The organism is Mesorhizobium sp. RCAM 05104, assembly GCF_059683645.1.
In genome coordinates this window covers 874,470-887,115 of record NZ_CM185033.1, presented here as the reverse complement: position 1 = coordinate 887,115, position 12,646 = coordinate 874,470, and the positions used below count along the sequence as shown (strand labels likewise).

At 61.9% G+C, this 12,646-nt stretch carries 15 protein-coding genes; 11 read left to right on the top strand and 4 right to left on the bottom strand.

The window, feature by feature from the left end; all coding sequences use genetic code 11:
* Positions 1-186 (top strand): alpha/beta fold hydrolase, encoded by a 186-nt coding sequence (locus tag AC56QP_RS04730; protein WP_489860727.1) that lies wholly within the window; start codon positions 1-3, stop codon positions 184-186.
* On the opposite strand, the gene AC56QP_RS04725 is transcribed toward AC56QP_RS04730, so the two are convergent.
* Positions 183-971, bottom strand: a complete 789-nt coding sequence (locus tag AC56QP_RS04725; protein WP_489860728.1) for an NIPSNAP family protein — start codon at positions 969-971, stop codon at positions 183-185. The genes AC56QP_RS04730 and AC56QP_RS04725 overlap by 4 nt on opposite strands.
* A gap of 147 nt (positions 972-1,118) precedes the next feature.
* Between AC56QP_RS04725 and AC56QP_RS04720 the strand changes: the two genes are divergently transcribed.
* A complete protein-coding gene (locus tag AC56QP_RS04720; protein WP_489860729.1) occupies positions 1,119-1,673 on the top strand; it encodes a TetR/AcrR family transcriptional regulator in 555 nt (184 codons plus the stop codon).
* A gap of 35 nt (positions 1,674-1,708) precedes the next feature.
* Here the strand turns inward: AC56QP_RS04720 and AC56QP_RS04715 are convergent, their stop codons facing one another.
* Positions 1,709-2,788 carry a LacI family DNA-binding transcriptional regulator gene (locus AC56QP_RS04715; RefSeq protein WP_489860730.1) on the bottom strand — a complete coding sequence of 360 codons (1,080 nt, stop codon included), beginning with the start codon at positions 2,786-2,788 and terminating at the stop codon, positions 1,709-1,711.
* A gap of 288 nt (positions 2,789-3,076) precedes the next feature.
* On the opposite strand from AC56QP_RS04715, the gene AC56QP_RS04710 reads away from it, so the two are divergent.
* The 3 genes from AC56QP_RS04710 (at position 3,077) to AC56QP_RS04700 (ending at position 6,743) form a co-directional block, all read left to right on the top strand.
* Positions 3,077-3,865, top strand: coding sequence for an ABC transporter substrate-binding protein (locus tag AC56QP_RS04710; protein ID WP_489863683.1), 789 nt, complete (start codon positions 3,077-3,079; stop codon positions 3,863-3,865).
* 98 nt (positions 3,866-3,963) lie between these two features.
* Complete coding sequence (locus tag AC56QP_RS04705) at positions 3,964-5,505, top strand: amino acid ABC transporter permease/ATP-binding protein (protein ID WP_489860731.1); 1,542 nt, start codon at positions 3,964-3,966, stop codon at positions 5,503-5,505.
* 92 nt (positions 5,506-5,597) lie between these two features.
* Positions 5,598-6,743 (top strand): NAD(P)/FAD-dependent oxidoreductase, encoded by a 1,146-nt coding sequence (locus AC56QP_RS04700; RefSeq protein ID WP_489860732.1) that lies wholly within the window; start codon positions 5,598-5,600, stop codon positions 6,741-6,743.
* Here the strand turns inward: AC56QP_RS04700 and AC56QP_RS04695 are convergent.
* Positions 6,724-7,317, bottom strand: a complete 594-nt coding sequence (locus tag AC56QP_RS04695) for a hypothetical protein (protein WP_489860733.1) — start codon at positions 7,315-7,317, stop codon at positions 6,724-6,726. The two genes, AC56QP_RS04700 and AC56QP_RS04695, sit on opposite strands and share 20 nt — an antisense overlap.
* 122 nt (positions 7,318-7,439) lie before the next feature.
* Between AC56QP_RS04695 and AC56QP_RS04690 the strand changes: the two genes are divergently transcribed.
* Positions 7,440-8,573, top strand: a complete 1,134-nt coding sequence (locus tag AC56QP_RS04690) for a metallophosphoesterase (protein ID WP_489860734.1) — start codon at positions 7,440-7,442, stop codon at positions 8,571-8,573.
* A 57-nt stretch (positions 8,574-8,630) separates the two neighbouring features.
* On the opposite strand, the gene AC56QP_RS04685 is transcribed toward AC56QP_RS04690, so the two are convergent.
* Positions 8,631-8,819, bottom strand: a complete 189-nt coding sequence (locus AC56QP_RS04685) for a CsbD family protein (RefSeq protein ID WP_489860735.1) — start codon at positions 8,817-8,819, stop codon at positions 8,631-8,633.
* 386 nt (positions 8,820-9,205) lie between these two features.
* Here AC56QP_RS04685 and AC56QP_RS04680 point away from each other — a divergent pair, with 386 nt between their 5' ends.
* From AC56QP_RS04680 to AC56QP_RS04660, 5 genes are all read left to right on the top strand, one after another.
* Positions 9,206-9,859, top strand: a complete 654-nt coding sequence (locus AC56QP_RS04680) for a glutathione S-transferase family protein (protein WP_489860736.1) — start codon at positions 9,206-9,208, stop codon at positions 9,857-9,859.
* An 83-nt stretch (positions 9,860-9,942) separates the two neighbouring features.
* Positions 9,943-10,695 (top strand): SDR family NAD(P)-dependent oxidoreductase, encoded by a 753-nt coding sequence (locus tag AC56QP_RS04675; protein ID WP_489860737.1) that lies wholly within the window; start codon positions 9,943-9,945, stop codon positions 10,693-10,695.
* A 68-nt stretch (positions 10,696-10,763) separates the two neighbouring features.
* Positions 10,764-11,084: an ArsR/SmtB family transcription factor gene (locus AC56QP_RS04670; RefSeq protein ID WP_489860738.1), complete on the top strand. Its 321-nt coding sequence runs from the start codon at positions 10,764-10,766 to the stop codon at positions 11,082-11,084.
* Positions 11,081-11,863: an SRPBCC domain-containing protein gene (locus AC56QP_RS04665; RefSeq protein ID WP_489860739.1), complete on the top strand. Its 783-nt coding sequence runs from the start codon at positions 11,081-11,083 to the stop codon at positions 11,861-11,863. The genes AC56QP_RS04670 and AC56QP_RS04665 overlap by 4 nt, the downstream gene beginning before the upstream one ends.
* 387 nt (positions 11,864-12,250) lie before the next feature.
* Entirely contained in the window at positions 12,251-12,460 is a 210-nt protein-coding gene (locus tag AC56QP_RS04660; protein WP_010915421.1) for a cold-shock protein, read from the top strand.
* Positions 12,461-12,646: the final 186 nt, after the last annotated feature.

The window sequence follows — 12,646 nt, the reverse complement described above, 5'->3', positions numbered from 1 at the left end:
GTGCGGGCCCGAACTCTGATCATCGCCGGCGCGCGCGATCCGCTGTTCGGCAAGGCGCATCAGCAGGCATTGCTGGGGGCTCTTCCCGAAGCCGTCCTCGTCCGAGCCGAGAACTGTGGCCACAACCCGCATTGGGAAGATCCGGCCCTTGTCGCCAGGGCCGTCATTGACGCCTTTACAGGCTAAGAGTTCCACCCGACCAACGATTGCGAAGTGGGCGATAGCCGCAAGGTCTCCGTTGGTTTGGTCAGGTCAGGCCGCGCGGCCTGCCAAAAGGCCTGCCACGCTGGCGAGGCGGCGAGGGCGGCTTCATGGCTGGCATGCGCCTCGGTGCTGTCGAAGCCGGTAACGGAAATGAAGACGTTCTCGCTCGCCCGTATCGGCAGGCGTGGAAAGCTGTTTTCGGCATGCTCCGTGATGAAAGCGGCGAGCTGGCGTATACCGGGTGCCGTCATCAGCGGCGCCATTTCAACCTCGAAGCGATTGGCAAAACCGATTTCGGTGCCGCGCCGCAAGTGATGAATCCGGATGACAACGATGCCAGCCACAGCTTTGTTCCGGCTTGGTTTTTCGCCGGCAGGCATGCCGGCCCGCGACGCACCAGAGAGGTCGAAGCCGGCGCCCAGCCACGCAGGCCTCAGCAGCAGCACATCGTCGGAATCGATCATCGTTGCATTGGCCGCATTGCTGTGCGCCGCCCAGACCGGCCCGCCATAAAAGGCGGCGAGTGCATCCTTGCGCGCATCCATGCCGTCGAAGCCTCGCAGCCAGACGAACATGTCCGGGCGATCGAGATCCCGGAACTGGCCGATGACAGTCATGCCGGCCTCTTCCTGGCCTTCGATCAGCTTGCCGTCGAAGATGTCGATGAGTGTCTCGCGCTTGCCGGGCTTCAATGTGTACTGCCTCAGTTCGACCACGGGTGAGGCGGGCATTGCGAGTTCCGGCGGGATTTTCCGAGGTAGGTCCATCGACAGTCTCCAAAACAGGATGATCATCCTGTTTATAAACAGACCGGTTGTCCTGTTTTGTCAACATGCTATTGTTGAGCAATGTCAGCAGAGATTGCCGCTCAACCAAGGCTTCGGTCACGCAAACGCATCAACGACCCCGAAGGCATGCGCAAGAAAGTGCTCGATGTCGCCGAAGAGTCGTTTCAGGTCCGAGGCTATCATGCTTCCAGCCTCGGCGATCTGATGGCGGCGGCGGGTGTCAGCGGCGGCGCGCTGCATCACCATTTCCCGACCAAGAGGGCGCTGGCGCTGGCGGTGATCGAGGAGCGCGTGGCAGCGGCGGTCGAGGAGACATGGATCGCGCCGGTGCTGGCGGCGGATTCGGCACGCGAGGGCGTGCGAACGGTGTTCGAGGCCGTGGCGGCGCAACTGGAGCAGCAGGGCTTCGTGCGCGGTTGCCCGCTCAACAATCTGGCGCATGAACTGTCGCTGGCCGATCCGGATTTTCGTGCCGCCCTTGCCGGTATCTTTTCGGCGTGGCGCCAGGCCATCGCCGACAAGATCAGCGCCGACCAGCGGGCGGGCAGGGAGCAGGGCATCGACCCGCAGAGCTTCGCCGCGCTCGTTGTGGCCACTTATTCCGGCGCCATGTCGATGGCCAAGGCGGCGCAGGACGCCGCCGTGCTGCGCGACTGCCTGGCGGCGCTGGGTGAAACCTAGATCGCGGCCGCGCTGCTCGCGCTTGACGATGGCATCTACAACTTCCTGTTCGAGGGTGGGCCGACAGACCCGCGCTCGACGATCGATGTTGGCAGAATGAGCCTTTCCGCCGGGCGCTGATCTCCCTTCAGCCGTCGGATGAGCAATTCCGCGACACTCTTGCCAAGTGCATAGACGGGCTGGTCGATGACGGTAATGGGCGGGGTTGTCACGCTCGTCCAGTCCGCATCATGGAAGGTGATCAGCGAAATGTCCTCGGGAATCCGCAGGCCGCGCTGGCGGATCACCCTGAAGATCTCCAGCGCTATGACGCTGTCGGAGGCGAGGATTGCCGTCGGCCGATTTGGTCCGGACAGCAATTTGTCGGCAACCCTGCGTGTTTCGGCGGGGCTTGTTGCACCAAGCCGAACATAACTTTCCGGCCGCTCAATTCCGGCATCTCGGCACACGGTGAGGAAACCGTCGATACGCTCGCGAACCGACGAGGTGTAGATTTGCCCGAGATCGCGGTATTCATGCCCTTCGGCGTCGACCGCGGTCACATAGGCGATGTTGCGGTGGCCGGCATTCGCAAGAATGCGGGTCGCCCGCATGGCGATGCCGCGATCGTCGACCGTGACCGTATCGACATCCAGATCGGGCAGCGCCCGGTCAAGCAGGGCAAGCGGCCGGCCTGAACGATGGATGTCGCGCAGGTGTGAGATGTCACGCGATTCCGATGGCGTGACGATCAGTCCGTCGACGCGCTTGCCGATCAACAGCCGCACGGCTGCCTTTTCAACCTCGATCCTCTCGCCGGAGTTGGCCAGAATGACGTTGAAACCGGCTGCTCTTGCCGCGTCGCTGATGCCACGCACCGCGAGGCTGAAGAACGGGTTCTCGATGTCGCCGACAACCACTCCGATGATGCCGGACCGGCCGGTCGTCATGCTGCGGGCCAACTCGTTCGGACGATAGTCCAGTGCCTTGGCCGCGGCCATGACGTCCGCGCGGATCATATCGCTGACGACGCCGTATCCGCCGAGCACGCGCGCGGCTGTCGCTTTCGACACGTTTGCCGCGCGGGCGACGTCGCTGACTGTTATCGACCGGGTCTTGGGCGCGGTTTTTTTCATTGGACAAACGACTACAAGAGTTGTTGACGGAAGGTCAATCTGACGATAACGATTATCAAAGAGACCGGTCTCATACAACAAGAGACCGGTCTCTTTCAAAAAATGAGTGAGCCAAGAGGCGTGATGGGAGCCTGCCGTGCAAGCCGCTGTCGCGGCGACGAACGTTATGAGGCGTGAAATTACGGGCTCAACGCAAATGCCAAGAAGAACAAACCTTCAGAGTGGAGAGAAGACATGAGCAGGATTGGAATTCTCAAGTCGTTGATGTCGCCGGCCCAGACCGGCGCAATGGCTCTTATGATTGTGTGCATCGCAGCAGGTTTGGTTTCGCGGGCTGCCGCGGCGGATGACAATCCCTATGGCCTTATCGATGCGAAGGTTATCAGCGTCGGGACCATGGGAGACGCGAAGCCCTACGCTTTCACGCAGGCGGATGGCACGTTCACGGGGTTCGATATTGAACTCTTTCGGAACGTCGCGAGCCGCCTTGGATTCAAACCGGATCAGGTGATCTTCACCGGTCAGGAGTTCTCGGCCCTGATGCCTTCGGTTGCCAATGAGCGTTTCGACGTGGCGGTCGCCGCGATCGGTACGACAGATGCGCGCAAGAAGACCGTCGACTTTTCCGACGGCTATCTCGCAGGCTACCTGTCGGTGCTTACCGCCGACAAGGCGATAACTTCGGCGGACGGGCTCAAGGGCAAGCGTCTTGGCGTCGTGCAGGGTACGCTGCAGGAAATCTATGCAGCGAAGAATTTTGTCGGGACGGATCTCGTCAAATTTCCTGACAACAATTCGGCCGTCTCGGCGCTCAACAATGGCACGGTGGACGCTCATTTCCTCGACTATGAGGCAGCCAAGGATTATGGGGTTCGTTATCCGGACTTGAAGATCGCAGTGAACATCCCTTCCTTCGACGCGCCAGCAGGCTTCGTCGTGCGTAAGGGCAACGACAAGCTTCGCGACGCGCTGAACACTGCCCTGCATGCGGCGATGCAGGATGGCACCTGGAAGACGCTCTACGAGAAGTGGTTCCCCGGCTCGCCGATGCCTGACCAATATCTCCCCAAGAAGTAACCGCGTCTGCCGCCGGCCTTGATGGCCGGCGGCAGGACGACACGCTGTTGCGCCTGATTTCCGGATGGCTCGAATAGCGCGATCGAAAAGGGGACCGAATGAACTGGCTTGAAAACTTGCGCCGCAGTTTCCTCGACTGGCAGGCCATGGCCGACGTGCTGCCGAGCATGATCACCATCGGATTGAAGAACACCTTGATCCTCGCCGCCACTTCCACGGTGCTTGGCGTTGTTCTCGGCATGATCCTCGCGGTCATGGGCATCTCGCAATCGCGCTGGTTGCGCATTCCGGCCCGGATCTACACCGATATTTTCCGTGGCCTTCCGGCGATCGTCACGATTCTGCTGATTGGCCAGGGCTTCGCCCGCATCGGCCGTGAAATCTTCGGGCCTTCGCCCTATCCGCTCGGCATTCTCGCCCTCAGCCTGATCGCCGGCGCCTATATCGGCGAAATCTTCCGTTCGGGAATCCAGAGCGTCGAGCGCGGGCAGATGGAAGCCTGCAGGGCGCTCAGCATGAGCTACGGGCAGGGCATGCGCCTGATCGTGATACCGCAAGGCATCCGCCGCGTCTTGCCGGCTCTGGTCAATCAGTTCATCGGCAACGTCAAGGATTCGAGCCTTGTCTATTTCCTCGGTCTGCTCGCGTCGGAGCGCGAGATTTTCCGCGTCGGCCAGGACCAGGCGGTGGTCACCGGAAACCTCTCGCCATTGCTTCTGGCCGGCGTGTTCTATCTCGTCATCACCGTGCCGTTGACCCATGTGGTCAATCACATCGACAACTCGCTGCGGGTCGGAAAGCAAAAGGCCGGCCTCGTCGCCAGTGGCCTTGCCGAGGTGAGCGAACTGGAAAGCGCCGTCAGCGGTCCACCTTCGGAGACCAGCCCTGAAGGCAGCCCGGCGCTTCACCGGTTCAAGGGCGGCAGTCTCGCCATCACCGATCTCGACATGGCCTACGGCGATCTCGATGTCCTCAAGGGCGTCAGCCTGACGGTCAAGCCGGGCACGGTCACATGCGTCATCGGTCCATCAGGTTCGGGCAAGTCGACCCTGTTGCGCTGCCTCAACCGCCTGGTCGAGCCCAAAGGCGGCGACGTGCTGCTCGATGGCGCGAGCATCCTGGCGATGAAGCCTGAAAAATTGCGCCGCCGTGTTGGCATGGTATTCCAGCATTTCAACCTGTTTCCGGACCATACAGCCCTGGAAAACGTCATGCTCTCGCTGACCAAGGTCAAGGGCATGCCGGTGCAGGAGGCCGAGCGCATCGCCGAGGCGCGCCTCGCCGATGTTGGCCTTGCCGCCCGCAAACACCATCGTCCCGGCAGTCTTTCGGGTGGCCAGCAGCAGCGCGTGGCAATCGCCCGCGCGCTTGCGATGGACCCGGAGGTTATCCTCTTCGACGAGGTGACGAGCGCCCTCGATCCGGAACTGGTGAAGGGCGTTCTGAACCTGATGGCGGACCTCGGCCGGCGCGGCATGACAATGGTCGTCGTGACCCATGAAATGGGTTTTGCCCGCAAGGTCGCCGATCAGGTCGTCTTCATGGACGAAGGCCGCGTCATCGAGGTCGGCACGCCTGCTGCGATCTTCGACACCCCGAAAAGCCCGCGTCTGAAGCACTTCCTTGCCGAAGTGCTTTGATCGCACCATCGCACGGCCCCCGAGACGCATGGAAACCAAGACGCCTTCGCCCCGGCCGCCAATCCAACCTCCACACAGTGAAAGAATATCCCATGGCTACATTACCTTCGGTCTCAAAGGTCATTGTTGTCGGGGGCGGCATTTTCGGTGTCTCCTCGGCCGTTCATCTTGCAAGGCTCGGTATCGAAACCGTCCTGGTCAATGATGGACCGCTCGCCAAGGGAGCTTCCGGCCGCTCGCTCGCCTGGCTCAATTCCGCGCGCAGGCGGTCGGCTGAATATCATCGCCTGCGCATGATCGGCATCGACCGCTACCGGACGCTGTCGGCGCGATATCCGGATGCCGACTGGCTGCGTTTCGATGGCGGCCTGACATGGGATGCGGACGACGCCTCGAATGAGATCGCGGACGTCTTCGCCCATGAAAAGGCCCTCGGTTATGATGCCCAACATCTGTCCGCAGGCGCGGTAGCTTCAGCCACGCCGGGTATCGCTGCAAGCGCTGTCACGCATCAGGGTGCGATCTTCAATCCGGGCGAAGGCTGGGTCGACCTGCCGCGGCTGATCGAGATCTTGATTGCGGAATTCGTGGAGCGTGGCGGCCAACTGGTCACCGATGCCGGAAGCGCCGCGGTCACTGTCGTCAACGGTCGTGCCACTGGCGTCACCACGACAAGCGGCATCAGCTTTGCCGCCGACGCGGTACTGCTGGCGACCGGCGGTGATGTGCCGCGAATGGTTGCGGACTCCGGCCAGCATATCGCCGATGGGACGCCGATCGCGCTGCTGGTCAGGACCAAGCCGGTGAGCTTGCCTCTTCGGGCCGTGCTCAACACGCCGCGCGTCGCCATCCGCCCGACGCCGGACGGAGCCCTCGCGCTCGATTCCGCCTGGTCGGAAGAAGAGGTGGTCGTCAATTCGGACGGCACTTATGGCGTGAAGGATTCGACTGTTCAGGGGCTTCTCGACGAAGCCTCGAAGGTTCTCGAGGGCCATCCGAAGCTGGAACTGGAAAGCTATGGTGTTGGCCCCAAGCCGATTCCCGGAGACGGCGAGCCGGTATTCGGCCAGTTGAAGGACATCGAGGGATACTACGTTGCCTTCAGCCACAGCGGCGCAACGCTTGGCCTGATCGCGGGCGAACTGCTTGCTGGCGAGATCGCCAGCGGCATTGAGAATCCGCTGCTTGCGAACTTCCGTCCAAGCCGCTTTAGTGTCTCTACTCAGCCAGTGGCTTGATCGTCTCGTAGCCGTTCACCGATTGCGCGCTAGTGCCTTCATCGTAGCGTCTGGCCAGCGCAGCTTGCAGGTCCGGCGCATAGAGCGTGGTGAACGCATCCAGCGTCTCGCCGGACCCGTTCTTGAAGGTCTCGTTGACGGCCAGCACATTGTATTTGCAGTCGCCCAGGCTGAACGTCTCCTTGCCCTTGACGACAAGGGTCAGCGTCTTGGTGCTTTTCGGCTGTTTGTCCGGCGACAGCTCGACGAACTCTATTGTGCTCTTGGCGCCTGTCTTCAGCGGAAACAGTTTTCTGAGATCGGAAAACGGGATCATCGCCAGCCGGCCGGTGTCGCTGTCGCGAAACACCTCGATCAGGCCGGCAAAGAGGAACTGGGTCTGCGGCGATTGCGACTCGTATGTGTTGACGACGGAAACCATTCCGCCGGCCACAGGCCGGAACTCGCTCTGAATTCCGGGCCTCGCCAGAACGAAACCATTCTTGGCGGACTTCGCGTCGATGCAACCAGCGGCATGCGCGGCGCTCGAGGTCAGCATCGCGGTCAACATCATGCCGGTAAAGGCCGTTCTCATCTTGTCCTCTCAATGCTCGCACAAGTTGAGGGGGAACATGCCAGACCCGTGGGACCATGTCGATGACGGCGGCGATGAGACGCGCTGGACGGCTGGCCGCTCTCCATGCTGAAATTCGAGTCATGATGGATTGCCGTTCGCCTCGATTGTTTTCCCGACGCAGCTTTCTGGCGCAGGCTGCGGGTTTCGCTGCCACTGGTGCGCTTTCGCGCCCGGCGCTCGGCCAGACCGGGCAGCGCGTTCAGCCCATCGACGCCACCTTCCTGTTTATCGCCGATGTCCATGCCTGCCGCATGGCAAGCGGCTTGAGTCCCAACTGCCAGCAGGAGGGCAAGACCGACGCAGCATTGCTGCGCAATGTTGCGGCGCTCAACGGCCTCGGCGACAAGGATTGGCCGGTCGAGATTGGCGGCGTCGCCACTGGCCTGCGTTCGGCTGGCAGCCGGATCGGCACGCCGCTCGGCCTTGTCGTCGGCGGCGACATGACCGACGACGGTGGCGGCCAGATCACCCAACCAAGCGAGGGCACGCAGCTTCTCCAGTTCAGCCAGCGCTATCAGCAAGGCGTCGGTCCCGATCGCGTGCACATGCCGGTCTACATCGGACTTGGCAATCATGATCTCGACCAGAACGGACCGCCCCATCATGTCGACTGGTACCGGCGTGAACTGCGCGACTATGTCGAGGTCAATCACCGCGCCGGTGTGTTCTTCAAGCCGCCGGTCCCTGCCACCGACTACGACGTCGACACCGACTGCTATTCATGGGACTGGGGCGGCCTGCATCTCGTCCAGATGCATCGTTTCGCCGGAGATACCGGCCATGGCGCCGACTCGAGCCTGCCCTGGCTGAAGCAGGATCTGGCGACCTACGCGGCGGATGGGCGCCCGGTAATCCTGTTCCAGCACTATGGCTGGGACAAGTTCTCAATAGAACGGTGGGATGCCGCCAAAAGGGTCTACGACGATGACGGCGCCGGCGCGCCGCACTGGTGGAGCGAGGCCGACCGGCAGGCGCTGCTGGCGGTTCTGAAGGGTTACAACATCGCCGGCATCTTCCACGGCCACCAGCACGACACGCCGCTGATCTACCGCCGTGACGGGCTCGACCTGTTCAAGCCGAAGGCTGCCTATATGGGTGGGTTCGCCGTGGCCAGGGTGACCAGCGACGGCATGGACGTGGCGCTGGGCGAGGCGACGGGTGACCATGGCGAGATCGTCTTCACCAATGCTTTCAGCAAGGGCTGGAGCACATGAAAAAGACGACCTTGGCGGCCGCCTTTCCCTTTGTAAAGAAGCACTCCTCGCCGGGGCTCAGAGCGCCTTCTTGACCTTTTCCTTCGCGTCGCCATAGGCCTTCTGCACCTTGCCGGCAACCTTGTCGGCCGCGCCTTCGACCTCGGTCTGTCTGTTGCCGGTCGCCTTGCCGGCGGCCTGCTTGACCGAGCCCTTGACCTGCTTGGCCACGCCCGCGACCTGATCCTTGTTCACCATTTTGCGCATCTCCCGGGATTTTCATTCGCCGACAAGAACGGGCCTGAACCCGTTAGGTTCCGAACTCTCGCAATTTGCCGCCGCGCGACTGGTTGCCTAAGGCAGAGCAATGCGGCTAGGTTCCGCGCGGGCCGGATGTGAGGGCTGCCCGGGGTATTCGATGCGTCTTCGTCTTGCCTTTGCGATAGCGGTCTCCCTGCTGGCGGCCGGCTGTGTCGCCGACGATGTCGAGCCGGTCAATGTTTTGACATCTGAAGCAGGCCACCCTTCGCCGACCTTCATTCCCGATCGGGGCGACGATGGCTCGACCGTCGTTGGCCTCGCCTTCTCCGGCGGCACAAGGGCCGCTGCCAGGCCGCAAATGATTGATGTGACGAAATTTTGGGGAGACCATCTTGGCGGAATTCAAGCTCTACATCGGCAACAAATGCTTTTCGTCATGGTCGCTCCGGCCATGGGTGGCGATGAGACATCTGGAGATACCGTTCGAGGAAAGTCTTGTACGGCTGCGCACGCCTGAGACGGCCGCCAACCTGGCAAAGGTGTCACCGACCGGTCAGGTGCCTGTGTTGAATCACAAGGGAAGGATCGTCTGGGAAACCCTTGCCATCCTTGAATATCTTGCCGATCTGTTTCCCGAGAAAAATCTCTGGCCGGCCGATATCGGCGCCCGCGCGCTGGCGCGCTCGGCGGCGACCGAGATGCATTCCGGCTTCCGCGAGGTGCGTTATGGCTGGCCGATGAATTTGCGGCGACCGAAGGACCACAAGCCGCTCGACGCCGAAGGCGAGGCGCAGCGGGCGCGCATCAAGGCGCTGTGGCGCGAGTGTCGCGAAAAATACGGCAAGGGCGGCCCGTTCCTGTTCGGTCACTTCACCGCGGCCGATGCCATGTATGCGCCGGTCGTCACTCGGTTCGACACCTATGGCGGCACGCTGGCGCCCGATACCCGTGCCTATGTCGATGCCGTGCTTTCAACACCCGCGATGCGCCTTTGGTACGCCGAAGCCGCCAAGGAAACCTGGCCCGAGCCTGGTCCCGACGAATAAGATCTGACCGCGAAGCGGGCTTCCAGGAGGCCGCGGGCGGCCTATCTAAGGGCATCGGGGCTGCGTCTTTTGGAGATGTCGCAATGACTGTTTCTTCTACACTCGCCGGCAAGGTCGCCCTCGTCACGGGCGCTTCGTCTGGTATCGGCGAGGCCACGGCTACGGCGCTGGCCGCTGCCGGGGCAAAGGTGGCGATCGCCGCCCGCCGAGCCGATCGGCTCGAGGCGCTGGCGGCGCGCATTGAAACGGCCGGCGGCATGGCGCTGCGCATCGAGGCCGACGTCACCAGCAATGACGATGTCACCGCCATGATCGGCAAGGTGGTGGCCGAATGGGACCGGCTCGACATTCTCGTCAACAATGCCGGAGTGATGCTTCTGTCGCCGGCGTCCGAGGCGACGCTCGACGACTGGCGCCAGATGGTGGAACTCAACCTGCTGGCGCTGATGGGCGTCACCAAGACAGCGCTGCCGCATCTCAGGGCCGCAAAGGGTCATATCGTCAACGTCTCGTCGGTTGCCGGCCGCGTCGCCAATCCCGGCGCCAGTGGTTATGCGGCGACCAAGTTCGGCGTCGTCGGCTTTTCCGAGTCGCTGCGCCGTGAAGTCTATGCCGACAAGGTCCGCGTCACCGTCATCGAACCCGGACTGGTGCGCACCGAGCTCGGCGATCACATCACCAACGCCGCCTCGAAAGCGGGGCTCGATCAGCGCCTCGCCACCATGGAAGCGCTGACTGCCGAGGATGTTGCCGCCGCCATCCTGTACGCGGTCAGTCAGCCGGCTCGCGTCAACGTCAACGAGATCGTCATCAGGCCGACCGACCAGGAGCGCTAACTCCGGCCTGTCCCGGAGTTGACGAAAGCCAAGGACAGGCATAATATGTAACCAAATGGATACGTATTATGCCGCAAGCTCAATCCGACCATTCCATCTTCCGCGCCATTGCCGATCCGACCCGCCGCGCCATTCTCGACCGCTTGCGGCAGGGGCCGGCGCCGGTCAACGAACTGGCCTCGGCCTTTTCGCAGAGCCGGCCCGCTATCTCCAAGCATCTCAGGATTCTGCGTGAGTTGCGGGTCGTGTCCGAACAGAGGCATGGCCGCGAGCGGCTCTATCGGCTGGAGCCGGCGGAATTGAAGGACGTGGCCGACTGGATCTTGCCCTATCGCGATTTCTGGCAAGCGAGCCTCGGCAATCTGAAATCCTATCTGGAGAACGAATGATGGCGATCAATGATGGACCTCGCGCTATCGCTGACGTGTCGGTGGGCACGATTCTCGCCACGGTGACGATCGCGGTGCCGCCTGAGCGGGTGTTTCGCGCGTTGACGGCGGATGACCAGATACCGCTCTGGTGGGGATCGGACGAACTTTACCGGACGACGAGACATACCGCCGACGTGCGGCCGGGCGGGGCGTGGCGATCGGAAGGCAAGGGGGTCGACGGCCGAGAGTTTCATGTCCAGGGGGAATATCTCAAGGTCGAGCCGCCGCACCTTCTGGTGCTGACATGGAAAGCGCCATGGGACGGCGATAACGTCACCACCGTCACCTATACGCTCGAAGCGGTCGATGCCGGAACGCGGCTGACGCTGCGCCACGAGGGGTTCGGCGCTCGCGAAGCCGCTTGCCGCGATCACGGCTTCGGCTGGGAACGCGTGCTCGGTTGGCTGGCCACCTTCCTGTCCGATGGGGTAGGCGGCAAACCGCAAAGCGTGTTCCACTGCCGGCTGATCCCGCCGCGGCCAGACTTTGCGTTCACTTTGACCGATGCGGAAAAGGCGCTGATGAAACAGCATTCGGACTATTTACGCGGCAAGTTGGGCGAGGGAGGTGTCATCCTGTTCGGGCCGGTCGCCGATCCTGCCGGCCCCTGGGGGCTCGGCATCGTGCGCGCCAACGACGAGGCCGCCGTCCGGGCGCTGACCGACGCGGACCCGACGGTTCGTTCAGGGTTGGGCTTTCGCTACGAAATACTGCCGATGATGACGGCTGTGATGTGAGGTTCGGAGCACCAAAAGAAAACGCCCTCGCACCTACTATAGTGCGGGGGCGTCTTTGCCGTTAGCCTTCCTTCGATTGCTCGTGAACTGCTTACGACAATCATGAAATGTGCGTGTTCCGAAATGGTTCCCCGGCATGTCAATTTTTTAAACGCCGCGCTCGATGCTGCGCCTTCGATAATGCGAGTGCAAAGCGCGGATCAAACTAAGAATTGACAAGGCGGCATTAGGAGCATAAAAGACCTCTGTCGATATTTGTTTGACTGACTTTTGTTATCCGCGCTTTGCAGCGCGCCTTTGACGAACTTCCCACATCAAAAATCGAGACAAACGACGTTGTGCATCCGCATGACGGCGAACGAATATTTGCCATGGAAAGGGTTCGTCATGAGCACCGGCACAGTTAAATGGTTCAACGCCACCAAAGGTTTTGGTTTTATTCAGCCTGACGACGGCTCGGCCGACGTTTTCGTCCACATCTCGGCCGTAGAGCGCGCCGGCATGCGCGACATCGTCGAGGGCCAGAAGCTCGGCTACGAGATGGTCCGCGACAACAAGTCGGGCAAGATGTCCGCCGACCAGTTGAAGGCGGCCTGAAAAAGAATTCAGCCTTCCCGGTGACCACGGATGTACTGGCACTGGTGAATGGCGAATTCGGGCGCATGGCCGCGGAGACCTGAGTTTCCACGGCATGTCATGCGCATGAGAGGAGTATGCCTTCTGCGTCCATCTGGATGCGCGGCGCTCCCATGGAAGGTCAGGCGGTGCCTGGCCTTTTTCATT

Coding starts and splice junctions, on each gene's coding strand:
- AC56QP_RS04725 (WP_489860728.1), bottom strand. CDS start 971: ATGGACCTACCTCGGAAAATCCCGCCGGAACTCGCAATGCCCGCCTCA.
- AC56QP_RS04720 (WP_489860729.1), top strand. CDS start 1,119: ATGCGCAAGAAAGTGCTCGATGTCGCCGAAGAGTCGTTTCAGGTCCGA.
- AC56QP_RS04715 (WP_489860730.1), bottom strand. CDS start 2,788: ATGAAAAAAACCGCGCCCAAGACCCGGTCGATAACAGTCAGCGACGTC.
- AC56QP_RS04710 (WP_489863683.1), top strand. CDS start 3,077: ATGGCTCTTATGATTGTGTGCATCGCAGCAGGTTTGGTTTCGCGGGCT.
- AC56QP_RS04705 (WP_489860731.1), top strand. CDS start 3,964: ATGAACTGGCTTGAAAACTTGCGCCGCAGTTTCCTCGACTGGCAGGCC.
- AC56QP_RS04700 (WP_489860732.1), top strand. CDS start 5,598: ATGGCTACATTACCTTCGGTCTCAAAGGTCATTGTTGTCGGGGGCGGC.
- AC56QP_RS04695 (WP_489860733.1), bottom strand. CDS start 7,317: ATGAGAACGGCCTTTACCGGCATGATGTTGACCGCGATGCTGACCTCG.
- AC56QP_RS04690 (WP_489860734.1), top strand. CDS start 7,440: ATGATGGATTGCCGTTCGCCTCGATTGTTTTCCCGACGCAGCTTTCTG.
- AC56QP_RS04685 (WP_489860735.1), bottom strand. CDS start 8,819: ATGCGCAAAATGGTGAACAAGGATCAGGTCGCGGGCGTGGCCAAGCAG.
- AC56QP_RS04675 (WP_489860737.1), top strand. CDS start 9,943: ATGACTGTTTCTTCTACACTCGCCGGCAAGGTCGCCCTCGTCACGGGC.
- AC56QP_RS04670 (WP_489860738.1), top strand. CDS start 10,764: ATGCCGCAAGCTCAATCCGACCATTCCATCTTCCGCGCCATTGCCGAT.
- AC56QP_RS04665 (WP_489860739.1), top strand. CDS start 11,081: ATGATGGCGATCAATGATGGACCTCGCGCTATCGCTGACGTGTCGGTG.
- AC56QP_RS04660 (WP_010915421.1), top strand. CDS start 12,251: ATGAGCACCGGCACAGTTAAATGGTTCAACGCCACCAAAGGTTTTGGT.